This window comes from Haloferula rosea, assembly GCF_016595525.1.
Classification (GTDB): domain Bacteria; phylum Verrucomicrobiota; class Verrucomicrobiia; order Verrucomicrobiales; family Akkermansiaceae; genus Haloferula; species Haloferula rosea.
This window is the reverse complement of sequence record NZ_JAENII010000004.1, coordinates 114,988-140,011: the sequence shown is the minus strand read 5'-3', so window position 1 is coordinate 140,011 and position 25,024 is coordinate 114,988. Positions and strand designations below refer to the sequence as shown.

19 protein-coding genes are annotated in these 25,024 nt (G+C 62.3%); 5 read left to right on the top strand and 14 right to left on the bottom strand.

Annotated elements, in window-relative coordinates; translation table 11 throughout:
- Positions 1 to 107 precede the first annotated feature (107 nt).
- On the top strand, positions 108 to 926 hold the full coding sequence (locus JIN81_RS06790) for a hypothetical protein (protein ID WP_200277927.1): 819 nt from the start codon (positions 108 to 110) through the stop codon (positions 924 to 926).
- Positions 927 to 953: 27 nt separating this feature from the next.
- On the opposite strand, the gene rnhA is transcribed toward JIN81_RS06790, so the two are convergent.
- Positions 954 to 1,421: a ribonuclease HI gene (gene rnhA, locus JIN81_RS06785; RefSeq protein WP_200277925.1), complete on the bottom strand. Its 468-nt coding sequence runs from the start codon at positions 1,419 to 1,421 to the stop codon at positions 954 to 956.
- 80 nt (positions 1,422 to 1,501) lie between these two features.
- Positions 1,502 to 2,698, bottom strand: coding sequence for a glycine C-acetyltransferase (gene kbl, locus JIN81_RS06780; RefSeq protein ID WP_200278352.1), 1,197 nt, complete (start codon positions 2,696 to 2,698; stop codon positions 1,502 to 1,504).
- Between the two features lie 144 nt (positions 2,699 to 2,842).
- Here kbl and JIN81_RS06775 point away from each other — a divergent pair, with 144 nt between their 5' ends.
- From JIN81_RS06775 to JIN81_RS06765, 3 genes are all read left to right on the top strand, one after another.
- The gene (locus JIN81_RS06775; RefSeq protein WP_200277923.1) at positions 2,843 to 3,691 is read left to right on the top strand and encodes a hypothetical protein; all 849 of its coding nucleotides are present in this window, start codon (positions 2,843 to 2,845) and stop codon (positions 3,689 to 3,691) included.
- Between the two features lie 73 nt (positions 3,692 to 3,764).
- Complete coding sequence (locus JIN81_RS06770) at positions 3,765 to 4,229, top strand: hypothetical protein (protein ID WP_200277921.1); 465 nt, start codon at positions 3,765 to 3,767, stop codon at positions 4,227 to 4,229.
- A 101-nt stretch (positions 4,230 to 4,330) separates the two neighbouring features.
- Entirely contained in the window at positions 4,331 to 7,141 is a 2,811-nt protein-coding gene (locus tag JIN81_RS06765) for a DUF2339 domain-containing protein (protein WP_200277919.1), read from the top strand.
- 86 nt (positions 7,142 to 7,227) lie between these two features.
- Here JIN81_RS06765 and JIN81_RS06760 read toward each other — a convergent pair whose 3' ends face one another.
- Positions 7,228 to 8,457, bottom strand: coding sequence for an aspartate kinase (locus tag JIN81_RS06760; protein WP_200277917.1), 1,230 nt, complete (start codon positions 8,455 to 8,457; stop codon positions 7,228 to 7,230).
- A gap of 99 nt (positions 8,458 to 8,556) precedes the next feature.
- Here JIN81_RS06760 and JIN81_RS06755 point away from each other — a divergent pair, with 99 nt between their 5' ends.
- Complete coding sequence (locus JIN81_RS06755; RefSeq protein ID WP_200277915.1) at positions 8,557 to 8,961, top strand: iron chaperone; 405 nt, start codon at positions 8,557 to 8,559, stop codon at positions 8,959 to 8,961.
- Positions 8,962 to 8,968: 7 nt separating this feature from the next.
- Here the strand turns inward: JIN81_RS06755 and JIN81_RS06750 are convergent, their stop codons facing one another.
- From JIN81_RS06750 to murJ, 11 genes are all read right to left on the bottom strand, one after another.
- A complete protein-coding gene (locus JIN81_RS06750; protein WP_200277913.1) occupies positions 8,969 to 11,779 on the bottom strand; it encodes a glycoside hydrolase family 97 N-terminal domain-containing protein in 2,811 nt (936 codons plus the stop codon).
- An 85-nt stretch (positions 11,780 to 11,864) separates the two neighbouring features.
- The gene (locus JIN81_RS06745; RefSeq protein ID WP_200277908.1) at positions 11,865 to 14,636 is read right to left on the bottom strand and encodes a hypothetical protein; all 2,772 of its coding nucleotides are present in this window, start codon (positions 14,634 to 14,636) and stop codon (positions 11,865 to 11,867) included.
- 104 nt (positions 14,637 to 14,740) lie between these two features.
- Complete coding sequence (locus JIN81_RS06740) at positions 14,741 to 16,183, bottom strand: anti-sigma factor family protein (protein ID WP_200277907.1); 1,443 nt, start codon at positions 16,181 to 16,183, stop codon at positions 14,741 to 14,743.
- On the bottom strand, positions 16,180 to 16,731 hold the full coding sequence (locus JIN81_RS06735; RefSeq protein ID WP_200277906.1) for a sigma-70 family RNA polymerase sigma factor: 552 nt from the start codon (positions 16,729 to 16,731) through the stop codon (positions 16,180 to 16,182). The genes JIN81_RS06740 and JIN81_RS06735 overlap by 4 nt, the downstream gene beginning before the upstream one ends.
- Before the next feature lie 97 nt (positions 16,732 to 16,828).
- Positions 16,829 to 18,145: a DUF1501 domain-containing protein gene (locus tag JIN81_RS06730; RefSeq protein ID WP_200277905.1), complete on the bottom strand. Its 1,317-nt coding sequence runs from the start codon at positions 18,143 to 18,145 to the stop codon at positions 16,829 to 16,831.
- Positions 18,146 to 18,158: 13 nt separating this feature from the next.
- Positions 18,159 to 20,255, bottom strand: coding sequence for a DUF1549 domain-containing protein (locus JIN81_RS06725; RefSeq protein WP_200277904.1), 2,097 nt, complete (start codon positions 20,253 to 20,255; stop codon positions 18,159 to 18,161).
- A 117-nt stretch (positions 20,256 to 20,372) separates the two neighbouring features.
- The gene (locus JIN81_RS06720; protein WP_200277903.1) at positions 20,373 to 21,221 is read right to left on the bottom strand and encodes an ABC transporter permease; all 849 of its coding nucleotides are present in this window, start codon (positions 21,219 to 21,221) and stop codon (positions 20,373 to 20,375) included.
- Positions 21,218 to 22,096 carry an ABC transporter ATP-binding protein gene (locus tag JIN81_RS06715; protein ID WP_200277902.1) on the bottom strand — a complete coding sequence of 293 codons (879 nt, stop codon included), beginning with the start codon at positions 22,094 to 22,096 and terminating at the stop codon, positions 21,218 to 21,220. Before JIN81_RS06715 ends, JIN81_RS06720 begins: the two co-directional genes overlap by 4 nt.
- A gap of 12 nt (positions 22,097 to 22,108) precedes the next feature.
- The gene (locus JIN81_RS06710; RefSeq protein ID WP_200277900.1) at positions 22,109 to 22,642 is read right to left on the bottom strand and encodes a type II secretion system protein; all 534 of its coding nucleotides are present in this window, start codon (positions 22,640 to 22,642) and stop codon (positions 22,109 to 22,111) included.
- A 14-nt stretch (positions 22,643 to 22,656) separates the two neighbouring features.
- Entirely contained in the window at positions 22,657 to 23,280 is a 624-nt protein-coding gene (locus JIN81_RS06705; protein WP_200277898.1) for a hypothetical protein, read from the bottom strand.
- A gap of 177 nt (positions 23,281 to 23,457) precedes the next feature.
- Positions 23,458 to 24,996 carry a murein biosynthesis integral membrane protein MurJ gene (gene murJ / locus JIN81_RS06700; protein ID WP_200277896.1) on the bottom strand — a complete coding sequence of 513 codons (1,539 nt, stop codon included), beginning with the start codon at positions 24,994 to 24,996 and terminating at the stop codon, positions 23,458 to 23,460.
- Between the last annotated feature and the right edge of the window lie 28 nt (positions 24,997 to 25,024).

Here is a 25,024-nt window from a genome sequence, read left to right as displayed (position 1 = left end):
GGTGAAACCTTTTTCACCGGGTCGGAAACACCCCCTTGACGGAACACCACGATGGCGTTTCTTTGCAGCCCTCGGGGGGTGTTCCCCGCGAAACCTTCAAAAACCCTATGCGTGAATCCTTGGTCGTGATCGGATTGGTGGTGCTGGCCCTCGGCCTGCGCTCCTCCAGAGCGGCATTTCCACGCAAGATGGGGGCTTTGACCTTCCTCGTCGCCGGCTATCTGCTCTTCGGGTTTCTCTTCGACTGCTGGTGGTGCGGGCTGATCGGTGTCGTTCCCTGGTTCTTCCTTCCTTGGTTCGAGCTGCTCACACGCATCCGCAGGATGCGCCTGCCGACCGAGAATCGTCTGCGTCACCGCCAGGTTCCCGACCCGGCGTTTTTCCCCAATGCACCCGAAGCCGCCATGGGCATGGAGGAAGAGGGATTCGAGCACGTCGATGACTGCGGTTGGGAGTGGGCCGGCATGCAGCAGCATTTTCAGATCTACTGGCACCCCGAAGAACGGGCCGAGGCCACCGTCTGTCTGTGCGAGCAGGGAAACGTCGCATTCGCCTTCATTTCAGTGACCTCCCGCGATGAAGAAGGGCGCATCTTCCGCACCACGAACTTCCCGTTCTCGCCGACCTTGAAGTGCTTGCCGACGATGCACTGGAACCACGTCCCCTGTGAACGCAACGCGTTCGACCAGATCCTCGAGGACCACCGCCAGTTCCTGCGTAAGCTGAAGATCCATCCCGACTCCCTCCGCGTCCCTGATCCCGACGAAATCGAGCACGCGATCGAGGCGGAGATGCAGGAGCAGATCGAGCACAACCTCAAATCGGGTGTGATCCAGCCTTCGGGCGATCGCCATTTCAAGTACTCCACGCGAGGGTTGTTCTTCCTCTGGGGCCAGTTTGTGAAGGACATGGTGCGCCTGTGCTGAGCACGCGCCGAGGTCCGACTTCACCACTCAGTTCCCCTCGAAGCCATCATCCGGTGGTAACCCGGGAGCTTGGGAGGCCGTCACCGCCAGTTCATCGCAGCGTTCGTTCTCCCTGTGACCGGCGTGCCCCTTGAGCCACTTCCACTCGACCTCGTGCGCTTCCGCCGCCGCATCGAGACGCTCCCACAGGTCCCGGTTCTTCACCGGCTGGCGATTTGAAGTCACCCATCCCTTGCGCTTCCACCCGCGCAGCCAACCCTTGGTCATGGCATCCACCAGATAGCGGGAGTCCGACCAAAGGCGCACGGAACAAGGTTGGGTCAATGCCTCCAGGGCCACGATCGCCGCCAGCAGTTCCATCCGGTTGTTCGTCGTCCGCGCAAATCCCTGCGACAGCTCCAGCCGATGCTTCCCACTGGTCAGCACCACGCCGAATCCTCCCGGCCCCGGATTTCCACGGCAGGCGCCGTCAGTATGCACATCAACTTTCTTCAAGGCGCGTCATCAGTCGGTGGGAATCCGTTCAAGGACAGCATGGAGTTCGTCATCACAGCGAACTCCAAAAGCCCACCCACTCAAATCACTCCCAGCTCCTTGCCCGTCTTGACGAAGGCTTCGATGCCCTTGTCGAGCTGCTCGCGGGTGTGGGCCGCGCTGATCTGGGTGCGGATGCGTGCGGTGTCCTTGGGCACCACGGGGAAGAAGAAGCCGATGGCATAGACACCGTGATCGAGAAGCTTGTCGGCGAATTTCTGGGACAGGGCGGCGTCCCCGAGCATGACCGGTGAAATCGGGTGGTCCTCACCGGCGATGGTGAAGCCGGTGCCCGCCATGGCATCGCGGAAGTACTTGGTGTTCTCCTTCACGCGGTCGGCAAACTCGGTCGAGGCCTCGAGCATCTCGAAGACCTTGACCGAAGCGGCTGCGATGGGCGGAGCAATCGTATTGGAGAACAGGTAGGGGCGCGAACGCTGGCGCAGCAGGTCGATGACTTCCTTCTTGCCGGAGGTGTAGCCGCCGGAAGCACCGCCCAGGGCCTTGCCAAGCGTGCCGGTGGTCAGGTCGATCTTGCCGAACAATCCACAGTGCTCGTGCGTGCCACGGCCCCGCTCACCGAGGAAACCCGTCGAGTGGCAGTCGTCGAAGTGGACAATGGCGTTGTACTTGTCCGCGAGGGCGTGGACCTTGTCCAGCTGGCCGATGATGCCATCCATGGAAAATACGCCATCCGTAGTAATCAACTTGAAGCGCGCTCCGGCGGCATCCGCTTCCTGAAGCTTCGCTTCCAGATCGGCCATGTCGTTGTTGGCATAGCGGAACCGCTTTGCCTTGCACAGGCGCACGCCGTCGATGATGGAAGCGTGATTGAGCGAGTCGGAGATCACGGCATCCTCGGCGGTGAGCAGGACTTCGAAGAGCCCGCCATTCGCATCGAAGCAGCTCGGGTAAAGGATGGTGTCCTCGGTGCCGAGGAAGCGGCTGATGGTTTCCTCCAGCTTCTTGTGCAGCGTCTGGGTGCCGCAGATGAAGCGCACACTGGCCATGCCGAATCCCCAACGATCGAGTGCCTCCTTGGCCGCACCGACGACTTCCGGGTGGTCGGCCAGTCCGAGGTAGTTGTTGGCGCACATGTTGATCACCTCGCGGCCATCCTTCAGGCGGACGGTTGAGTTCTGGGTCGAGTCGATCAGGCGCTCGCGCTTGTAGAGCCCGGCGGATTCGATCTCGGCGAGCGTTTGATCAAGGTGTTCGTTGAAGGACGAGGGAAACATGAGACGGGGATACTGGATTCGGAATCGGACGATGAAAACGGGGAAATGCGCGGAGCGCTTGCGGATATGCGCGGGCAGTTTCCAGACGGAAATCATGAATAGTCCTTCTCTTCATCACGTTCCATCGATGTTACCCACTGAACCATGAAGATTCGGACGATTTCGATGATGATCCCGCTCGCCGCGTTCCTCAGCGCCCAGGAGCCTGAGCCCACGGCTTCCAACTCTGGAGGCGTGGCCGTGGCCGATCCGGACATCGGAGCTTCCGAAGTGCGGGATCAGGATCCCTTTGCCGATGTAGGGCATGCCTCGGGCTACGGTCTGGACCGCGTCCCGGAACAACGTCTCGCCGAAGCACGCGAAACGCTGAGGCTGAGGATCGAGGTGTGGGAATTGAACTCGAGGGAAATGGCGATCCGTCTGGATCAGCTCGAAGGGAAAGAGGCCGTCGCAGCCTGGCGCCGGGAACTGCTGCCCGGACCAGCCCGCCTGGTACACGCACCGGTCCTTTCCCTTGAAGCGAAGTCCCGAAGCAGCATCGAGAGCATCGTGGAGCAGATCTATCCGACCGAGTATGAGCCGCCCGAAGTCCTGCCCGCGGAAGCCATCGAGCCACTCCTCGAGTCCGACAAAAATGGCTCGCTGTCCGAGGTCATCGGCAAGCTGGCCACCGCTGCCACCCCGACCGCCTTCGAAACCCGGAACACCGGCCTGAGTGTCGAGGCGGAGATTCACCCGGTATCGGTCGACGACGGCTCGTGGGATCTCTCCCTCTCTCTGGAAGATGTCCAACAGACTGGAAAGGCGAACTACGGGGATGAGGAACTTCATCTGCAGATGCCGGTCTTCACCCTGTTCCGGGCTGGCGGACTCCTTCGTGTGGAAGCGGGACACTGGCAGGTGCTTTCCGCTGCAACCGCACCGCGAAAGGCGGAGCAGGCTGAGTCCGACCAAAGCTGGCTGGTCCTGCTGAGAATCGATCCCGCCAGGTAGCGGACCTTGCTTCGGCCGTGCCCGTGCCTCTTCCATCCTTGAGAGGCGCCGGGAGAAGCGCTACACGGGTGGAATGAAAACCAGCGTCCTCCTCCTCACGCTCCTTCCCTGCCTGGTCGGGGCCAAGCCGATCTCCTTCGAGGACCGCCCGGCAGGTTCACGACTCAAGGTCACCTTCGAGTCCCAGGGGTGTTTCCACAACTCGACCACCTACTTCGAGTTTCGTGGAGATAGCGTGCAGGTCTGGGAGCTGACCGGTCAGTTCGACCAGGGAAAGCCGGCCAAGAAGGTGAATCTCGGCACCGTGAAACTCAGCAAGGCCGACCTTGAGGGGCTCGAGTTGCTACTCGACTACTACCAGGCCGGACCGGAGGGAGGCTGCACGACTCAGGACACCATCCAGCTCAAGCTGGAGAAGGACGGAAAGGTCATCGCCACCGAGAAGCATGTCGACGGATCATGCGCGGCCTCCGAGGTGAAAGGCGTGCTCTCCCTGTGGGAACTCCGGACGCGAGCGAAGGAGGCGATCGATATCTGAAGAAGACGGTTGGCTTGGCCGGTCAGAAACATCGATTCTGCCGATGCCGATTCCTTGATTATCGATGCCCCGGATTGATGGGAATCCGATAGATTCCGCGGATGGCCCCCAGTGATCCACAGCGGGCGGAGTTGATCCGCCTGCGAGAGCGCCTCGAACAGATCGAGCTATCCCATACCCGGGAGATCGAATCACTGCGGGATGCGATCGCCGACCTCGAGCGGCGCTTGACCGTGGAATGTGAGACCGAACGGGCCCCCGTGCCGCCACCGCTGCCCGTGCCCGCCGAGCCGGTGGAGCCAGTGGAAGTCGTGCCCCCCATCCACGAGGCACCCGCGATCGAGGAAGAACTTCCCGAGGATGAAGACGTGGCTGCGATCGTCGCGCCACCCCCTGTCGCACCTGCGAAGGGAGAGATGGAGCTGCAGATCGGCAGGATCTGGCTGGTGAGAATCGGCGTGGTCCTCCTGGTGACCGGGCTCGTCCTCCTTGGCAACTACGCCTATCAGAACTGGATCAAGGAGCTACCCGCCGCGGTCCGGCTCGTCGCCTTGTATGTCTCGGCGCTGGGTCTGTCGGCCACAGGCTGGTGGTTGGCCAAACGCGACCGCACGGAGAAGTTCGGAGAAGTCCTCCTCGCTGGAGGGATGGCCTTCTTCTACTGGTGCACCTTCGCCAGTCACCAGGTGGAGCGACTCCGGGTGATCGAGTCACCCGTGGTTGCAGCGCTGCTTCTGTTGGGCTCGGCGGCTTTAATCGTCGGCACTTCCATCCGCCGCAAGGCACCGCTCACGGCAATGATGGGCCTGCTGATGTCAGCCTATGCCACCACGCTGCAGCCGGTCGGATGGCTGGCGGCGGTGTCGAACGTGTTCCTCGCAGCTGGCGGAGTCTATCTGATGCGGCGGCCCGGTTGGGGGGCGCTGGGGTGGGTCGGCATGGTCGGCATCTACGCATCCTTCCTATGGTGGAACCTCGCCGGAGCCGCCGGTGGCGAGTTGCATGTCTCGGGCATGTTTTTCGTCGCCGCGAGCTGGGCCATGTTCGCCCTGCCGGGTGTCATCGGCATGGCCGGACGTTTCGAAGGAGCCCTCTCTGCGCGTGGAACGGCATGGTTCGTCGGGATCAACAACGCTGCCTGCTTCGGGTTGATTTCGCTGCAGTGGTTGATGCTCGATTTCGATGCCTTCTGGCGGGTTCCCGCCGTCTTCGGGCTGGTTCTTGTGGCCTTGGGAGCACTTTCCCGCAACCGGAATGCCGGGAGCAGCACGCAGCTCAGCCAGGGACTCGGGCTTCTGACCCTCGCTCTGATCCTCAGGCTGGAGGGCTACCAGATGGCCGTGGGGCTGGCGCTGGAGTCGGTGGCATTGGCCGTCGCCTTCTGCCGATTCCGCCGGCTTCCCGAGCTCGCGTTCTCCATGCTCGCCATGGTGCTGTCCGTCCTCTTGGCGTTCATTCACCCGACGACATCCACCCTGTCGTTCGGCCTGGTCGCCCTGCTTCTCACCGTGACCACCGGGCTGTGGTGCTGGGGAAAACGAAACCTCAAGGCCGAGAGCCCCATCGCCATCCTGGCCAATGTCGCCGCCGTCTCCGGGCTCGCGGCGGCGAGTGCCGTCGCATTTCTCGGCTGGATCCTCCGACTCGATCCCATCTGGCAGACCGGCCTGACCGCACTCATCTCGCTGGGCTTGTCCTGCGGCTATCTGCTGGCCGGCGGCAGGCGTTGGCTGCCCGCACTGCGGGAAGCATCCGCCGCCTTCGCGGTCGTCACCGTCGTCCTGATGCCATTGCATGTCCTGACGGTCGGGTCGTTCTCATTCTCCGCGGTGGCCATTTGCGCTGCTTGCTCGGCCGCCCTGTGGGAGCGCCGGTCGGGGCTGCCCGGTGTGCACCCTCTCACCTGGCTGCACGCCCTGAGCTTCCCCCTGGCCATGAGCTTTTCGATTCACGAGTGGGACCTCGGCAGTCAACTCAGCCTGATCCTGATGTCGGGTGCCGTGCCCGGCATGGTGCTTGCGTTTCGATGGGTCCGGCTTCGGAGCCTCGAGGTGGGGGCATCCTTGATGCTCCTCCTCTCACTGCTGTTGATGCTCGATCTCGGTTCCAACCAGGCCGGGTATGGATTCCTGACGACAGCCTCCGCCCTCTTGACGCTTACCGCGGCAGCCTACCGCGAAAGGCCGGGCTGGGTCGGAACCAAGTCCGTCCATGGGATCACGCGGAGCACGGCCCTGGTGGCCTGGCTCTGGGCATGGACAGGCATGTTCCCGCAGGGATGGATCGATCTCATCCCGCTGACCACGCTCGCCATCTGGCTCACCGTCCACCGACTTGGATTCAGGCAACGCCTGCCCGAGGTCGGGCTGCTCTCGTTCGTATCCGTCGTCGGCTTCATCGGGGCACTTGCCACCGCGTCGTGGGACCAGGAAGCCATGCCATCCATTGCCCACGGATTCGGGTTCGTCGCAAGTCTGGGGGTGGCCACCTTCCTGCGTGTGATTCCGGTCACCCTGCCCCGCGAGGTCCGGCGGCTCATTCAGGCAGCATTCGCCGTGGGCGCGGCAGTCTGGACCACCCAGGCCCTCGCGGTTCATCTGGGCTGGCAACCCGTCGCCATCCTCTGGACACTACTAGGCTTCACGTACGTCTGCGTCGGACTGTGGCGCTCCATGGCGACCCTGCGTCACATCGGCTTTGCCCTGCTCGCGCTCGCACTCGCCAAGCTATTCCTTGTCGATGTCTGGGCCTTCGAGACCTTCATCCGGGTGATGGCATTCATCGCCCTTGGGGTGGCGCTGGTCACACTCGGGTTCTTCTACAACCGCTTTGCCACCGTGCTGAAACGGCTTCTTGCCGATGAGGAGGAATCAGATCGACCCACGGTCGAAGAACAAGGCCCGACGCCGTAGACCTCATCCCCGGAAAAGAAAACTCCGTGTCGGCTGGCAAGCCTGACACGGAGGAAAGAGGGTCGGACCTTGCGCTGCGGCAGCCCTCAGGCCACGGGTGGCTTGTCGAGCTGGAAGGCATCGTGGACGGCGCGGGCGGCGTCTTCGATGCGTGTTTCATCGACCGTCACGGCAATCTTGATTTCCGAGGTGGAGATCATGCCGATGTTGATGCCTGCCTCACCCAGCGCGCGGAACATGGTGGCGGCCACGCCCGAGTGGGAGCGCATGCCGATGCCGACCGAGGAGAGCTTGGCGATGCCGGCTTCGGTCTCGACCTTGGCGTCGGGCCCGATGCTCGCGAGGAGTGGCTTGAGCGCGGCCTGGGCACGACCGAGGTCGTTCGAGTGCATCGTGAACGAGTGCCGTGCGAAGCCGTCACTGGCGATGTTCGAAACGATCATGTCGATGTTGATCTCCGCATCGCCGAGGGCGCACAGGATCTTGGCGGACATGCCGGGTTCGTCCGGGATGCCGGTGATGGTGACGCGGGCTTGGGAGCGCTCGATCGAGACTCCGCGGATGACGACGTTTTCCATGGTGGGATGTTCTTCGAGCACGATCGTGCCCGGGTTGTCATTGAGGGATGAGCGGACTTCGAAAAGCACGCCGTATTTCTTGGCAAACTCGACCGAACGCGACTGCATCACTTTGGAGCCGGACGACGCCATTTCAAGCATCTCGTCATAGGAGATCTCGGGGAGTTTGCGGGCATTCTTCACGACCCGGGGGTCGCAGGTGTAGACGCCATCGACATCGGTGAGGATCTGGCAGACATCGGCCTTCACCGCGGCGGCCACCGCAATGGCGGTCAGGTCGGAGCCTCCACGGCCAAGCGTGTGGATCATGCCATCCGGGGTGATCCCCTGGAAGCCGGCCACGACGAGGCATTTCCCCTGCTCGAGTTGGCTGCACATGAAATCCGGCTGGATGTCCTCGATGCGGCCACGGGTGTGGCTGCCGGTGGTGCGGATGCCCGCCTGGCGACCGGTCACCGACATGGCTTCGACGCCGAGTTCATTCAGCGCCATGCTGAGCAGAGCGATCGATTGTTGCTCGCCGGTGGAGAGCAGCACATCGAGTTCCCGCTCCGGGGGATTGGCGGTGAGCTCACCCGCCATGCCGATCAGCTTGTCCGTCACGCCGCCCATGGCAGAAACGACCGCGACGACCTGATTGCCATCGTCACAGGTCCGCTTGATCCGCTGGGCGACATTGCGGATGCGATCGATGGTGCCAACGGAAGAACCGCCGTATTTTTGAACGATGAGGGCCATGGCCGGGGGCGGGAGTGAAAGAGACCTCGGAGCGCTTGGCAAGAACGGGATGAGGCAGCACTGACTGGACTTGAACGGAATCCCGTCCAAACTGGCGGGATGAAGGCTCCGGACGCCATCACAACCCCTGCCGACTACCTTGCGTGGGTGCCGGAGAAGCGACGGGAGGCGATGACGACCATGCACCAGCTGATCCGCCGCACCGCCCCCGACCTGGAGCCCGTCATCGTCTACGGGATGATCGGTTACGGGCTCGAGCCCTACCGCACCCAGAGTGGCTGCAGCGGTGAGTGGCCGAGGATCGCCCTGGCCAGCCAGAAGGCCCACATGAGCTTGTATCTCTGCGGCGAGGGGGAGAATGGCTGCTACCCAGCCGAGGAGGCAAAGGAGCGCCTGGGCAAGGTCTCGGTGGGCAAGAGCTGCATCCGCTTCACCAAACTGGAGAATCTGAACCTGGAAGTGGTCGAGGAGCTTGTCGCCAAGGCGGCAGCGCCGCGAAGCTGAGCATCCTCTATTCGACCGGATCGATCCACCAGACCTGACTCGGAACGTGTGCCTTCTCCCAGAGGTGGGTGGCGGCACCATCGGCGTAGCTGCCGCCGATGACATCGAGCAAGCGACCGCCATCGGCGTTGACGATGTGGTAGTAGCTGCCTGCCACGTGTTCCAGCCGCCACCGCTGCAAGGCATCCTTGCGGTCGGTCTCAAGACGGACCGGTGCGCCATTCTCGTTGCCTTCGGCAGCCAATACCAAGTCACCCATGACGATCCGCCACTGGTCACCCTCGGCGGGTTCGAGCATCCATTGCTGGCTACCCTTGCTGATGTCCTTCTGCTGAATGGTACCGTCGACCGAGGTCAGGGCGCGATCGCTGTGCTTGGCGCGCAACCGGAGCGGCGTGGCTCGAGGTGGTGTTCCGGCATCTCCTTCGGGCAGCTCGAGCGGGTCGCCCGCAGGGTGGATCTCGATGGCCGCACCACCGCCGGCCCTCAGGTTCAACTCCAACAGATGGGGTGACTTGAAGGTGATCTTCGTGATCTCCATCGCGTGTGGGTTGCTGCGGTAGTCCGCATCCGCCGCATCGGCGTACAGAATGGCCTCGTAGTTGCTCCCGGGGTCAAGGATGCCCCCCAGGTCGACCTTCAAAGTACGAGGGTTCTCGTCGTTCACCGCACCCACATACCACCGCTTGCCCTTGCGACGGGCGGTCACGATGTAGTCTCCGATTCCGGCATCGAGGATGCGCGTCTCGTCCCAGTCACCCACAGGAACCCGGCGGATGAAGGTGGCCGCGGCTTCGCCCTGGTAGCACTGGTAGTGGTCGGCGGCCATCTGCAACGGGCTCCACAGGACCACGTAGAGCGCGAGCTGGTTGGCTCGGGTCGAGAAGGGTTTGTCGGGCTGGAACGCACAGTCGAAGAGCCCCGGGGTGTAGTCCATCGGGCCGCCGAGGATGCGCGTGAAGGGGAGGATGGTGGTGTGGCGTGGAGGGTTGCCAACGAAGCTGTTGAACTCGCCACCGCGGGCTCCCTCACGGGCGACGAAGTTCGGCCAGGTGCGCGACAGGCCGGTGGGTTTGATCGGCTCGTGGGCATCGATCATGATCTGGTACTTCGCGGCGAGTTCGATGATGCGCTGATAGTGCCGCACCATGTATTGCCCGTGGTGGTGTTCATTGCCCGGCGGCGTGTCGGTGTAGACCGGTTTGTCCCCCGTGACGTATCCGGTCTTCACGGTGTTGATGCCGAGCTTGCGGTAGTAGTTGAAGGCCGCTTCGGCCTGCCGCTCGTAGTTCGGGATGTCTCCCCCGGTTTCATGATGGCCGACCAGACGCACGCCCTTGGAGCGCCCGTATTTCACGACCTCGAGGATGTCGAAGTCATCGGTCGGGTTGGTGAATTCCATGTTCCTCCATCCCGGGATGCCGCCCGACCAGCCCTCACACCAACCTTCGACGAGCAAGCCGGTGGCACCCACCTCGGCGCAGGCGTCGATGTATCGTTTTGCTCTCTCCGTGGTGGCGCCGTGCTGGTCCGGGTCATCGTGGTCCCACGTCCAGGTGTTGGTGATCATCCCCCACCAGATGCCCATGAACTTGGAGGGCTCGATCCATGAGGTGTCGGTGATCGCCGAGGGTTCATTCAGGTTGAGGATGAGGGACGATTCGATCAATCCGCCCGGGCGTTTGGCGAGCTGGATGGTGCGCCATGGCGAACGCATCGGCGTCCGGCCCTTGACGCGGATGTCCGAGTCGAACCAAGGCACCAGATCCGCCTTGGGAGACAGGTTGGAGGCGGCGTCCGCGCTCTTGAGTTTCATCCCCGCCCAATCGACCAATGCGGCTTCATGAATGCTGACATAACTCCCCTGGGGAGTGCGGAACGTCGCCGGTGTCTGCATCCCCTCGGGCGCGGCTTCGGAAAGCGGCGTCTCACGATAATCGCGTTCGTAGGTGTCGGGAAGATCCTCGCACCACCATGCATCCGCCTCCGCCGCGAAGTGAAAGGTGGTGCGTTCCTCGGTGATCGCAAAGGTGCTCAGATTCGGTTGTTCGGGCAGGATGTAGCGGAAGGCGACGCCATCGTCATGGGCCCTGAAGACAAGGATCATCCGGCGTTGGGTGGTGGCCGTTTCTTCGAGCTCGATGCTCAGCTCCTCACCGTGATCCCGGATTTCCGACTGCTGGCCCCACACCGGCTTCCATGTTTCATCGATGCTCCTGCTTTGGCGACGGATGACCTTGAAAGGTCCGGTCAACGGAGGACGATCCTTGAAGACAAGGCCCAGCGGAGATGGGGAAAGGATCAACTCGTCTCCGAAAGTAAGCGAGTACTCCGGTCGTCCATTCGCCAGGGAGAAGTGGATCCGGCACCGGCCATCCGGTGAGCTCAGCGTTTCATGATCCGTTCGCGTGACGATCTCCCACTGCGCACTCCACCAGTCCGGACGAGGTTCGTCGCCCACCTGAATGCCGCCTTGGCGATTCTCGGTATGAAGCATGCCATGCTCCGCCGACCGTAATCTCACCCATCCCTCCTCGACCTGCTCGACCGACAGGGTCGCTGCCTGATCCGGGTCGACGGCCCGGGGTGTGCCTTTCACGAAGCCGAAGGCCTTGCCGCTTGCTTCATGAATCAAGTGCACGGATTTGCCATCCTCCCGGATCGTCCATGTTGCCTTCCTTGCATCCGTGGTGCAGGCCATCGGGTCTCCACCGGCTCCGAGGTAGTGCATCCCGTCCTTCGGGAAGCGGTTACGGATTTCCACCGGATCGGCAAACAAGGTCGAACCGGCAGCCAGGAGCAGCAGGATGGATTTCATGATCGTGGAAATGAATGAGGCCCGGGTCGCCGGGACTCAAGCGAGTCCCGGCACCGGGCCATCTGGAGGAGAAGGATTGGAAGCCTCAGGGAGTGACCTCCTCGACACGGTAGAAGCGCTTGTCGCCGACGGGAAGGTCAACGACCAGCGTCTGCGTCGTGCCGCTGGCGAGGAAGGATGCGGCGGGAGTCACCGTTGTTGTCACGGCTCCGAATCCGCTCAAGTCGGCAGACTCACGAAGGACATACTGTGTCCCGTTGGTCAGACCTCCCACCTCGATCTCCAGCTGGGTTCCTCCATTGATCAGGGTGGTCGACTTGATCGAGAAGTCCGCGTTCGGGGTGGTCAGGGCGACCGGGAAGAACTGGTCCTGATCGATCAGGTCAAACTCGACCACCGAAGGATCACCAAGGTTGTTGGTGCCGAGCCCCACCCCGTCCAGGTCGACCGGTAGTCCGCCGAGGATTTGGTTGGAGAGGAACGAGTGGTTGTCGTTGTTGATCGCCGCCATGACCTTCATCGGTGCCACGGGCGAACCCAGGTCGACGAGGTCGATGCAAATCTCGATCCCGTGGATGGCTGCAGCAGCCGCAGCCTGATCGGCAGCTCCTGTTCCACCACCGACGCCCCCGGTATTGGAGTTGTTGTAGGCCACGTTGATGGGCAGCGTATTCACTCCTACGCCTGTCGTACCAAAACCCTCGGTGCCCTGATTCAACACGGCTTCGTAGGCGGTCCACACACCGGCTCCAAGGTCAGCGAAATCAACGTCGAACTTGCCGAGGCCACGCCTCAGGATGATGTGGTATTCCGGGGTGAATTCCGTATCGAACAACATGTCATCCATGGCACTGGCGCCGTCATTCCCCGCGGAAATGAAGGTGTTGTCAGTCACGTCGTCGGTCGAATCGATGAAGATCTCCAGCTTGTTGAAGTTGTCACCGAGATTGCCGGTCAGCATCAGGTAGAGCTTTCCATCGACCACCTTGCCATAAGCGGCATTCAACTCGTTGATGTTGTCTCCGAAATTGGTCTGGATCGTCTGGCGCGCGAGGAAGCTGCCATAGAGGGAATCCTTGGTCCCGTCGACGAGGGGCAGTCCGTTGCTGGCGGACGAATCATTGATGTCCGTCGGGTCGGTCCCTTGGAAGATCTCGATGTTGTCGTTCTCCCCGTCTCCGTCGCTGTCGACCTCGTTGGGGTTGGTTCCGGGGTTTCCCGCACCGTTGAAGGTTCCCGAGTTGCTCTCGATCCCGTCTGACAGCGTATCATCATCGCTGTCTGCATCGAGCGGATCGGTGCCGGTCTGGGTGCCGCTCAACCAGGTTCCCGTGTTGTTTTCCCAACCGTCCTCAAGGCCGTCGCCATCGGTATCCGGATTGGTCGGGTCGGTGCCGAGCGCGAACTCCTCCGAGTTGTCCAGATTGTCGGAGTCGTCGTCATCTCCTCCGCTTGCCAACCCGTAGGCAGCGAGAAAGCTTGGGAGATCCGGGAAGGTCGCGCGGGTGACCGAGTAGGTCAGATTGGCGGTATCGATGGCAAAATCATGGATGCCGCTGAGTGGTACGCTGACTTCGATGTCACTGCCGTTGCGGACGACTTGGTTGGGCGAGCCGTTGGCTCCCCATTGCCAGTGATCGGGATCCGCCCAGTCGAGACCATTGGTGAACTTGAAGCTGTAATTCCCGGTGGGGCTCAACTGGATGCGGTGCATCCATTGATACTGCTCGGTCAGACCCGTCCCGACCGGAGTCATGAATCCATCCGTGCCGAGTGGATCCAAACCGTTGCCGGTGGGATCGAAGGAAGGTGTCAGGAAGGTGCCGGCAAGCACGACATCATCATGGTTGAACTCGTTCGGGTCGGACAGATAGCCCAGGGCGGTTCCGTCGACCTCGACGCCGTCCAGGTACCCGTCGTCATCAGTATCGTCGTCGGCAGGAAGGGATCCCGTATCAAGCACGGACACGTAGGTGCCTGTTCCGGTTTCCACATCGTCATCGAGGTTGTCGCCATCCGTGTCCGGATCGTTCGGATTCAGGCCGAGATCGGCATCGAATTCCTCACGGTTGGTCAGATTGTCCATGTCCGGATCGTCGTCCTCACCCTGATCGCCGGGAGCGAGGCCGAATCCCTGAATCCAGGTCACGAAGGGGTCGGTTCCCGGCATGGTGAACTCAAGGGCCGGGTTGGGCGCACCACCTACGGCATCCGTCGTAAAAGAATCGGGCCAGTTGCCGATCGAGGTCGCGGAGGCGGACAGGCTGTCGACGGCACCGTCTCCACCACCGCCACCGGAGGTGTAGACGTCAAAGGCAAAGACCTCGCCCGGGCCGAGGTCGAGATTGGCGGTCGGCGTGACGATCTCGACATACTTTCCAGCCGCATCGGGCGTGACGGTTCCGTTCGTCCCGTTCAGCGATCCGGTCTGGTTCCAGCTTGCCCCGGCATAGGTCCAGATCTGGCCGTTGCCACCGGTCACTGATCCGCCGTCGTTCACCCAGCAACCGATCCATCGGGTCATGCCGGGAGTGAATTCGATCGGGCGTCCCCAGCCGTTGCCGGAGGTGTCGCCGCCGCCTGCCGACCGAATGCCGATCATGTAGTTGCCCCAGTTGGTGGCCACGGGGTCCCCATCGAGGTTGATGCGGAAAGTGATCTCGTCCTCGGCGGCATTGACCGTCACATCGACGGAGGTGATGTCGAGGTGAGGGTAAGGGTTTCCCGGCACGGCGACTTCGCCGGTGGCATCGGAATAATTCTGCGTGGTCTGCGCGATGGCGACGGACGCAAGGCCCAAAGTCAGGGCGGTGGTGGTGAGCCGGACACGGGCAGCGGCTGCTGGGTTGCTTTTCATGGGCTGGGTTCGATACGGGTTTGGTCTGGGAGGGACTCCCTCGATCCCGAGTGATCCTTCCCTATGTAGGAATGGCCATGTGGCCAGATGGGTTTATCGATGATTCACGAACCTGGCACGGTGGCCGATTCGGAGCTGAGTACCCTAAGCTTGATTCGGCGGATCGCAATGTCGCCGCGGACATTGACGTCGGGGCCATCGCCGGCAGCGGATGCTGGCTTGCCAGCGTCCACGGCGGCGTCAGCCTGGGAACCATTTGCGATGCGGACGCGATCAAACTGAAGGCCGGGGGCGATCCACTCGGATGCCAGTGCGGGCCCGGACGTGTCGGTGCCTTCGAAGAGCTGGGCAAGGCCACTGCGATAATCGTAGCGAAGGGTAACGGTCGTCTTCCCTTCCAGCAGCGGGCAGGCGTGGCGGGCACTGTATCCAGCCGGATGCAGGGCCCAGCCTTCTTCAGGACCATTCGGGTCCCCGACGAAGATCCGTTCCTCGTCTCCGGTGAACAAGCTGACGCCGGCCCATCCTGCGGAGTGGAAGCCCGCGGTATCGGGGTTCTCGGTTTCGAGGGTCAGGAGCAGGATGTGGGAAAGCTCATCGAGCGGCGGACCGGAAATGCCGGCAAAAGCGGTGTGGCGGACATTGCCACTGGTATCGAGAACCCCATTTTCGATCAATGGCCCGCCGTACTCGACCTTCCATGAACCCACTCCATGATCCGGGTTCTTACCCGCGAGGGGCGTCAGATCGGGTTCACTGAAGTCTTCCTCGAACACGGTGACCGCGCTCGGGAATCGAGTCGCGAAGGAATGGGAGGTTTTGACCAGGGTGACATCCTCCGTGCTCCACAGCGCCGAGGTTCCGGCATCCACGGTCTGGCGGGAGGCGGGCCCATTGGTCATGGTGACCTCGCCCTTCAGGACATGGAGTTCTTCGCGACCGGCGTGATCCACGAGCATCCCGAACTCGGCACCTTGGGATTCGGCTTCGAGGTGCTGGGTACGACAGGCGACCGACCGGCTTCCGCTGTCGAACCAAGCTCGGCCTTCAACGAGGCGGAACCGATCCGGTCCGAGATATTCGAGGCGGCCGGGACCCTCGAAGTATGCTTCACCACCGGACTCGAACTGGATCGAGGCGGATCCATGGCTGAGCTCGATGCGTGATCCGGGCAGCAGGCGGGACAGGTTCCGCTCGGCCAACTCGTGAACGAGCTGGCCGTGCGACTCGGGGCCGAACTCGACAAGCGGTCCGGTCACGGGCTCTGGGGAGAGAGCAGGTAGGGTGATGGCTACGGCGGCGGCGGCTGCCGCCACTCCGATCCAGGCGATGCGACTGCGGCGGGTGGCACGCGGCAGCGGCGCCGTATTCGGCTCGGATTGGGAAAATTTTTCCTCAAGCAACCCGCCTATCCGGCTGTAGCTGCGGTAGAGGGCACGCAGCTCGGGCTCACGGCGCAACCGGTCTTCGAATGCCTGGAAGCGGCGTGCGTCGAGCTTCCCATCGAGGATGGCTTGGATGGTTTCTTCGTCGGTGCGGAGACTCATGGGGAGACGTGTTGAAGTTGTCGGTCGACGCAGCGGCGGAGGCCCGCCCTGATCTTGAAGAGACGTGCCTTGAGGGTGCCCGCGCTGCGGTTCAGCTGGCCGGCATATTCCTCGAGAGTGACGCTTTCACAGTAGCGTTTCTGAACCAGCTCGCGGTCATGGGCGCGGAGCTTCGACAGGCAGACCTCAAGGGCGCGGAAGGACTCGTCTTGATCGAGATCGTCATCCTCCGCTTCGGCGGCAAAGAGCTCGGCCACATCCTCGCTGAAAACGAGCCAGCCGTTGCGCTTGAGCTTCTTCCGCTGGTCCATCACGTGGTTCCTCGCAATGGCGAAGGCCCACGCCTTGAAGTTGGTTCCCAGCTCGAAGACCTCCTTCTTTTTCCACAGCGTGATGTTGGTCTGCTGGAGAATGTCGCTCGCTCCGGTGAAGCCGGGCATCAACGACCGGATGTACGCCAGCACCGGCCCTTGGTGGGCCGTCAGCAGACGTATGAATTCCTGATCGCGCTCAGCGGGGTCCATCGCAGGGGAAATGGCCGGTTTCACCCGGAGGGTTTACCGAATTCTCCAAGGAATGCCAGATTCCATGACCGGCCGACGGCCCGGTGGAATCAACATCACCCTGCCGCGCAACCGTGTCGGCTCAAGTGAAGATTTCGGTGATTGGCTTGCCATCGAGCCCACCCATCCGGAATGGACGTTTGGTCGGCGACATCACCGGCAGATCGTGCGGAAGTCCCATCGCAAAGGCGATCGTCGCATTGAAGTCCTTCGCATTGACCGGATTCTCGATGACTTTCGATGCCGTCTTGTCGGTCGCACCATAAACCTGACCGCCCTTGATGCCACCGCCTGCCATGAGCGCGGAGAAGGCCCTGGGGTAGTGGTTCCGTCCGGCGTTCGGAGTGATCTTCGGCGTCCGCCCGAACTCGGTCGCCACGACGACGAGGGTGGAGTCCAGCAGGCCACCGGCCTTCAGGTCGGTGAGGAGGGCCGACAGCGCCTGATCCAGCACCGGGATCTTGTCTTCCATCTGGCTGAAGTTGTCGGCGTGCCAGTCGAAGCCACCATATTCGACCTCGACGAAGCGCACGCCCCGCTCGACGAGGCGACGGGCAAGCAGGACGCCCTGACCGAATCGTTCGGTCCCGTAGGCGGCCCGCACATCGCGCGACTCCTTGGAAAGGTCGAAGGCTTCGAGATCCTTCGAGTGCATCAGGGTCACCGCGGAGTCATAGACTTCGTTGTAGGCGCGCACCGACTTCTGGCCTTGGTGGAACTTGGTGTCGAAATCGTGGTCCAGCTCCTTACGCAGATCGATCTGCCGCTCCAGCGAGGCGTCGGTGGTATCTCCGCGCCGTTTCACGTTCTTCAGCCCTTGAGCGGGATCTCCGATGGGAAGCGGGGCGAATTGAGGCTCGAAAAAGCCGCCGCCCGGATGTCGGTTTCCACCCCCGACGAGGACAAAGGACGGCAGGTCGTCATTCGCCTTGCCTGCCAGCTTCGACACCCACGCGCCGGAGGACGGGTGGCTGATGGTGCCGCGCGGGGCATAGCCGGTGTGCATCATGTACTTCCCTTGGGCGTGGGCACCCTGGTTGGTGCTCATTGAGCGGATCAGGGCGATCTTGTCGGTGTGCTTGGCGAGCATCGGCAGGCAATGACCGAGCTGGATGCCATCGACGTTGGTCGAGATCGCATCCACCGGACCGCGCACGTCCTTCGGGGCATCCGGCTTCGGGTCGAAGGTGTCGATGTGGGTCATGCCGCCCGACATGTAGAGGTAGATCACGTGCTTTGCCTTTCCGCCCCCTGCCTGGAGGATGGAAGGATCCGCCGCCATGGCAGGCGTGTCGAACAGGCGGGCCATCGATCCGCCGATGGTGAGCCCGAAGCAGGTGCGTGCCGTCCGGCTGAGGAAATCGCGGCGGTTGAGCTCGTTGAGTTGATTGGGATTCATGGTCGGCGATGGGTTATTGGATGAAGAGGAAGCGGTTCGAGGTGAGCATGGCGCGGGTCAGGTCGCGCAGCTGGGTCGGGTTTTCCGCCATCGGCGCGTAGCGGGATCGCTCGGCTTCGGTCGGCATTCTGGAAAGCAGGGTCAGGAAGAGGTGGTCGATGCGCTCCTCGCTGCTCGCGCATTTCATGAGCTCACGGGCAAGCCGGCTCTTCTTGCCCGAAACGATGTCGGTCTGCGGATCATTCAGCAGGGCAAGCGCCTGGGGAACCGTGGCTGTCGTGTGGCCGGACGATGGCGTCTGCCGGTCGGAGCCGCCGAACTCGCGCACCAAGGAGCCGAGGCCGAAGGGTGCCGGGTACTCGGAGGCACGCAGCGGGCCGCTCTTGTTCCCCCCACCGTTGACCCGCAGATTACGCATGACCGGCATCTCCATCTTGCGGGCCTTGCTCAGGCGTTCCTTGGCGTCCGCGATCGCCCGTTGAGCGTCCTTTCGCTGCTGCGGGTTCTTCGCTTCGGCCAGTTTTTTCTGTGCCTCGCGGACATCGGCCTGAGCCTTGCGTTTCGCTTCCTCTCCCTGCTTGGCGGACTCGGCGAGGACCAGCAGGTCACGTGGTGGAGCATTGAGGAGATTGGAAATCCGTTCCTGATAATCGTCCCAGGTCCGCTGGAATTTCGAGGAGCCCGCATCACTGATCTCGCCATTCCGCAGCACCAGGAATGAATCGAAAATCTGCTCGGCGCTCATGCGGGTCAGGACCGGTCCCCGGAAGGCGAGGGGCACCCCCATCGCCGGTTCTTCGGTCAGGCACTCGCGCTGGAAAAGCCGGGTGTGGAACAGGATGCGGAGGAACTCGCGCAGGTTGTAGTCCGTGCCCTTCATCGTGGTCTCGAGGTAGGCCAGCACTTCGGGGTGACGGGTCTCCGAATCGTCACTCCAGTCATCGACCGGATCGACGAGGCCGAAGCCGAAGGTCCGCTGCCACATCCGGTTGGCGATGACTTTGGTGAAGTACGGGTTCTCCGGCGAGGCGACCCATTCCGCGAAGACATCGCGTCGGTCTTCCGGAGCCACGTTCTTCAGCTTGGTCCCGAAGAGAGTCTCGGCGGGCACTTTGTCTCCCGGCTTGGCGTCCTTGTATTGGTAGTCGCTGGGCAGCTTGAGCAGGGTGTCCGGGTTGTCGAAGACCGCGTTGCGGTTGAAGTCACTGAACAGCGGACGAAACGTCCCCGCGACCTTCTTGATCTGGTTCTGATAAGCCTGCTGTTGTTTGCGCAGCTCGCGTTTGGCCTCCTCACGCTTCCGCGCTTCCTCGCGGGCGGCTGCCTTCTTCGCCTGCTCGTTGGCCTGGTTCTTTTTCTTGTTCGGGCCGAAGCTGGCCGGAGAGGGTTTCGCTTTCGCGTTCGCCGGTTGCTTCACCATGGCCATCGCCGCCTTGCGCGCCGCATCGGCCGCCTCGCGACTCCGGTACTGGAAGCCGCCTCCGAAGGCCGCCATCTGGTAGTAGTCGTACTGACTCCAGTCGTCGAACGGGTGGTCATGGCACTGGGCGCAGCCGATCTGGCGACCGAGGAACACCTGCATGGTGTTGCTGAAATTGTCCAACTGCATGTTCCGGTCACGCAGGTAGTAGCCGACCGCCGGATCACTGCTGGTATGACCGGTCGAGGAAAGCATGGCGGACACCATTTCGTCCCACGGCTTGTCCTCGGCGAGCGATTTCCTCAGCCAGACATGCCAGCCGAGCCCGAACTGCTCCTGATTCGTCTGCAGGCGGAGCAGGTCCGCGGTCCAATTGAAAAGATGGGAGTCGAAGCCCGGGGAATCCACCAGGGTATCGATCAAGTCGTGCCTTTTGTCGTCGGATGGGTCATCGAGGAAGCGGGTCGTCTCGTCGATGGATGGAATGCGGCCGATGATTCCCAGGTAAGCCCGGCGCAGGAAGGTCGCATCATCGATGCGCCCAGTGGGCTTCAATCCTGCCGCCTTCAGGTCGTCCTCAAGCAGTCGGTCCACCCGCGCCGCCGCCTGCCGTACCGTGGTGTCCGAGATGGGTGCCGCCGCCGCGACGAAGGCGAGGGCTGGGAGCAGAAGAAGGTGCAGGGCTTTCATGGAATGAGATGGATACCATGAATCCTGCCAAAAAGTTGCGTTTGGACGATGTTTTTTCGCCGCGGCCAGATTGGGGTGATTCCGGCACAAACGGCCGATGACACCCGGCCGCGGCCCTCAGGTCTTGAAATCCCGGAGTTGGAACGCGAGGTAGCCAATCAGGAAGAAGGTGAAATTCAGCCCACCGAGGAAGGCATAAGCTTCGATCAATTTCGGCCAGGACACGTCATATTCGAAGAGGTAGACCCAGCAACTCATCCGCCAGGTGATGAAGTATTCCTGGAAGGGCCGGAAGAAGGGGAAATTCTGCAGGATCATGTCCACGAACAGGATCGCCAGCGTGACGATGGTCGCCGCGGCCGGCTTGATCCGGAAGCAGGAGAACATGAAGGCCAACGAACTGAGCGTGATCATGCTGATCCCGATCCCGGTCGCGCCCGATGCCAGGCGCAGCATGCCCTCCGTCCAGTCACCATAGGCGGCGAACACCTTCATCTTCGGTTCGGAAACGAACAGCCCCCCGTCCCAACCCACGGCCGCCCCCGCCATCAGGTAGCCGCTGATGCCGACGAAGAACACGAAGGTGAAGGTGTAGATCGAGACGGCCGCATACTTCACCAGCAACAGCCGCAGTCGGCTGATGGGACGGGCAAGCACCAGGCGGAGGTTCCCGTCCTCGGTCTCCTTTGCCACCACGTCGCCGGCGACCAGCGCGAAGAAGATCGAACCGAGCAACGCCATGCTGATGATCATGACCAGGAAGGTCAAAGTAAGGGAACTGTAGTAGAAGTCGGACTCGAGCCCGTTCCGCTCCATCAGCTGGCGCATGTAGCGTTGTCCATCGGTGAACCGGTAGACGACCACGATGAGCAGCTCCATGATGAAGAAGGCCGCGTAGCCCATGTAGGTCCGCGGGCGGGCGAAGAGCTTGCGGAGTTCCCCGCGGAGTTGTCCAAGGAACATCATCGGGTGATTTCGAGGTAAAGGTCTTCGAGGGAATGCCTGACAGGAGCGAAGGAGGACACGCGGACTTCAAGTCCCACCAGGGCGGCCACCATCACAGCGGGATCCAGCTCGGGAGGCATCGAGATCCGACCGTCGGACAGGATCTTGCAGCCTTGGAGTTCGAGGAACTTGGCAGCCTTCGGCCAGGGGTCCACCTCCAGCTCGAAGATCTTCTCCTCGCTCTGCAACGACGCCACACTGCCTTCATACACGCGCTTGCCCTTCTTCAGGATGGCGACGCGGTCACACATCTGTTCGACCTCGGCAAGGAGGTGGGAGTTGAAAAGCACGGTCATTCCCCGCTCACGACGGAGGCCGAGGATGAAATCCCGGAACCACTTGATGCCTTCCGGATCGAGCCCGTCGGTCGGCTCATCCAGCAACAGCACGCGGGGCATGGGCAGCAAGGCCTGGGCGAGGGCCAGGCGCTGGCGCATGCCATGGGAGTAGGTCCGGACTTTCGATCCGATGCGTTCGGTCAGGCCGACCCGCTCGATGGCATCCTCCGCAGCCGCTTTGTCAAAGGGCCCGGAGTAGCTGCTCAGGATGCGCAGGTTTTCCCATCCGCTCAGATACTCGTAGAAGCAGGGGCTTTCGAAGATGGAGCCGACGGCGCGAAGTGCCTGCGCCCGCTTCTGCTGGACCGAGACTCCTCCGATGCGGGCCTCTCCGGAGTCCGGTGCGACCATGCCGAGGATGATCCCGAGCGTGGTGCTCTTGCCGGCGCCGTTGTGACCCAGCAGGCCATAGATTTCTCCTTCTTCGACGCGGAAGGAGACTCCTTCGAGCGCCGGCTTTCCGGCGAATTTTTTGTGCAGTGATTCGAGTTCCAGCATGGCGGCAGATGATCAGGGGGAGACCGCGAAGCTCACGCGGTTGCCGGTGGTCATGTTGGCATACAGGAAATTCGATCCGGTGTCTGCACCCGGATGCCATGCCTCCTTGTCGATGACCAATGGGATGCGACCCGGGTCATCCGTGCCGAAGAATTCCAGTTGGGTCCGGCGCAGCCCACTCTGCGTGCTGTTCCAGATGTAGCTCGATCCGGTGGCGGCGAAGACCTCGCGGTCCGCCGGGCAGCGGAAGACCTCCTCGGTTTCAAGGTACTGGTCGAGCGTGTTCTCCAGCACCGGGATGTCCTCGTCGCGCGAACGTCGACCGGTTTCCAGCATCGGCATGACCTGCGAGTTGTCCTGAAGGTAGGATTCGAGGCCCAGCCCGATCTGGCGGAGGTTCGAGAGGCAGCCTGCCTTGTGCGATGATTCAAGTCCCTTGCGGACGATGGGGAAGCCGATGCCGGCCAACGCAGCCACGATCAGGACCGTGACGATCAATTCCGTCAGGCTAAATCCTGGAGCGGCGATGCGGGTGGCGGCTTTCATGCGTCGGAGATTGGTTACTGGGGAGGCCCGAAGTCGTGGGCGCGGAGTCCTTTCACCACGCCGTCCATCGCTTCCATCAACGGGGCGAGGTCGAGCTTCGTTTCGGCACTGGTTTCCTCGAAGTAGGCCTTCATCCCCTCCGAGGTAATCTGGTTCAGCAGTTCGTCACTCAGCTCCCGGGTCCGTGACATTTCCTCGGCAGTGCGTCCGGATTCGATGTCACGCAGGCCGTCCTCCACGATTTTCTTCCGCTCTTCGGGCGGCATCCCGTCGAGGGCACGCAGCATGGTTTCCATCGTCTTGGCCACGGTCAGTTTGACGAAGCGGTCCTTCTCCGCCGGTGCCAGCTTGCGGAAGAACTCCTCGCCGGTCCGGTTGTCCCGGGTTCTTTCCCGTTCGGCGAAATCTAGGCGGTTGATCATGTCGACAATCTCGAGGAGTTGATCTTCCCGATCCTCCAACGAAGCGCCCGCCGGAACCCCCGTCGACCAATCCCCGAAGTCCGCTTCGGCGATCGTCTGCGAGATCTTCTCGGCAGTGATTCTCTGGGATCCAGCCACAGCTCGCACTCCGATCACGACCGCCCATGCGACCGCGAGTAGAATCGCTGCCTGAATCAGAATTCGTTTCTTCCCCATGCTGCTAGGAGGCTACGATCAATTCACTTTCGCGCAAGTGCCGGAAATCGCGCGTGGTGTCGATGAATCGCCGGGACTGCTGAGCTTTGCGGAGTGCTCTGGATGAGCGGGAGCTGGAGGGTTGCTCGGAAAGCGGTGGCCGGCCACCGCACTCCAAAGACTCGCTGCGCTCGTCGGTTAGCGACGGAAGCCGGCCTTGAGCTCGGTGATGGAGGTCGCCTTGAGCGCCAGGGCGAGCAGGGCATAGGCACTGAAGCCGACACCGACGAGGAGCAGCATGGCCACGATCCGCTGCCACTGGGCGCCGTCGAACCAGCTCTCCATGCCAAGGTCCGCAAACCACACCACGGCTCCCATCGCCGCGGCGGCGAAAAAGGTGCGGACAAGTTGGCCCCTGCGCTTCGGACCCAGCCCCATCTTCCCACGGAGGCCGATCACAAGAAGCAGCACGTTGACCCAGCCGGCAATGGAAGTGGCGATTGCGATGCCGACGAAGCCGTAGAACCTGAACAGCACCAGACTGGCGATCACATTCACCGCCACCGTCGCCCCGGCGATGAACATGGGTGACTTCGTGTTCTCCCGTGCGAAATACCCCGCTTGTAGTACTTTTACCAATACGTAGGCGGGAAGACCCACCGCAAAGGCGGCGAGGGTGCGGGACACATGGAGGGTGTCCTCGGAGGTGAATTCGAGCCGTTCGTAGATCGGACCCACGAAGGCCTGCGGCGTGCAGACGAAGGCCACGGCGGCCGGCAGTGTCAGCAGCATGGAGAAGAGCACGCCCTTGCCGACCGCATCGTTCGCACCGAGCTCATCCTGCGTCCGCAGGAGCCGGGTGATCTCGGGAAGAAGGACGACGCCGAACGCCGCACCGATCATCCCGTTCGGCATCTGGAACAGGCGGTCGGCGTAGTTCAGGCTTCCGATCGCGGATTCCTGCGAGGACGCGATCGCGGTGCCGATCACGAGGTTGATCTGCTGAATGCCCGCGGCGAGGACGCCGGGCCCCATCAACCGTCCCAAGCGACGGATGCGGGGGCTCATGGTCGGTTTCACCGGATAGAGTCGAACTCCCTTTCTCCAACAGGTCACCCACAGAAGGGCGAGCTGGGCGAAACCTGCGGTGCAGACCGACCACGAAACCAAACGTCCGATCTCCTCGAGGTTCCCCTGCAGATGTGCCATCGGCACCACCACCCCGAGAACCAGAAGCATGAGGACGTTCAGGAGCACCGGCGCGAAGGCCGGCATGGCGAAGATCCGCATGCTGTTCAGGACTCCGCTGAGGTGGGCGGAGAGTGCCATGCACAGCAGGTAGCTGAACATGATGCGCGCGTAAGCCACGACCAGCTCGAAGGTCTCGGGTCCGGCGAGCGGCACCAGGACCTTGGCGAACCACGGCATGCCGGGGATCAGAATGACCGTGGCAATCAGCAGGATCCCTCCCAACCAGGAGAACGCATTGCGCGCAAAGCGATGGGCCGTCTCGATGTTTCCTTCGGCAAGGTCGCGACCGAAGAGCGGGACGAAGGCGGAGTTGAAAGCGCCCTCCCCGAAAATCCGGCGAAACATGTTAGGCAGGCGCAAGGCCGCATAGAAGGCATCCGTCACGATGCCCGTCCCGAGAAACGCCGCCATGAAGATCTCCCGGACGAGCCCGAGGATACGGCTCATCATGGTGAAACCACCGACGGTGGAGAGGGCGCGGAGCATGTTGGTTGAACCGTGGGTCGTTTGAATG

Excerpts from the sequence above, each read along its gene's own strand:
- JIN81_RS06760 (WP_200277917.1), bottom strand. The coding sequence starts at position 8,457 with ATGGCCCTCATCGTTCAAAAATACGGCGGTTCTTCCGTTGGCACCATC.
- kbl (WP_200278352.1), bottom strand. The coding sequence starts at position 2,698 with ATGTTTCCCTCGTCCTTCAACGAACACCTTGATCAAACGCTCGCCGAG.
- JIN81_RS06730 (WP_200277905.1), bottom strand. The coding sequence starts at position 18,145 with ATGAATCCCAATCAACTCAACGAGCTCAACCGCCGCGATTTCCTCAGC.
- JIN81_RS06715 (WP_200277902.1), bottom strand. The coding sequence starts at position 22,096 with ATGCTGGAACTCGAATCACTGCACAAAAAATTCGCCGGAAAGCCGGCG.
- JIN81_RS06725 (WP_200277904.1), bottom strand. The coding sequence starts at position 20,255 with ATGAAAGCCCTGCACCTTCTTCTGCTCCCAGCCCTCGCCTTCGTCGCG.
- JIN81_RS06740 (WP_200277907.1), bottom strand. The coding sequence starts at position 16,183 with ATGAGTCTCCGCACCGACGAAGAAACCATCCAAGCCATCCTCGATGGG.
- JIN81_RS06705 (WP_200277898.1), bottom strand. The coding sequence starts at position 23,280 with ATGGGGAAGAAACGAATTCTGATTCAGGCAGCGATTCTACTCGCGGTC.
- murJ (WP_200277896.1), bottom strand. The coding sequence starts at position 24,996 with ATGCTCCGCGCCCTCTCCACCGTCGGTGGTTTCACCATGATGAGCCGT.
- JIN81_RS06765 (WP_200277919.1), top strand. The coding sequence starts at position 4,331 with ATGGCCCCCAGTGATCCACAGCGGGCGGAGTTGATCCGCCTGCGAGAG.
- JIN81_RS06790 (WP_200277927.1), top strand. The coding sequence starts at position 108 with ATGCGTGAATCCTTGGTCGTGATCGGATTGGTGGTGCTGGCCCTCGGC.
- JIN81_RS06770 (WP_200277921.1), top strand. The coding sequence starts at position 3,765 with ATGAAAACCAGCGTCCTCCTCCTCACGCTCCTTCCCTGCCTGGTCGGG.
- JIN81_RS06710 (WP_200277900.1), bottom strand. The coding sequence starts at position 22,642 with ATGAAAGCCGCCACCCGCATCGCCGCTCCAGGATTTAGCCTGACGGAA.
- JIN81_RS06775 (WP_200277923.1), top strand. The coding sequence starts at position 2,843 with ATGAAGATTCGGACGATTTCGATGATGATCCCGCTCGCCGCGTTCCTC.
- JIN81_RS06720 (WP_200277903.1), bottom strand. The coding sequence starts at position 21,221 with ATGATGTTCCTTGGACAACTCCGCGGGGAACTCCGCAAGCTCTTCGCC.
- JIN81_RS06755 (WP_200277915.1), top strand. The coding sequence starts at position 8,557 with ATGAAGGCTCCGGACGCCATCACAACCCCTGCCGACTACCTTGCGTGG.
- JIN81_RS06745 (WP_200277908.1), bottom strand. The coding sequence starts at position 14,636 with ATGAAAAGCAACCCAGCAGCCGCTGCCCGTGTCCGGCTCACCACCACC.
- JIN81_RS06750 (WP_200277913.1), bottom strand. The coding sequence starts at position 11,779 with ATGAAATCCATCCTGCTGCTCCTGGCTGCCGGTTCGACCTTGTTTGCC.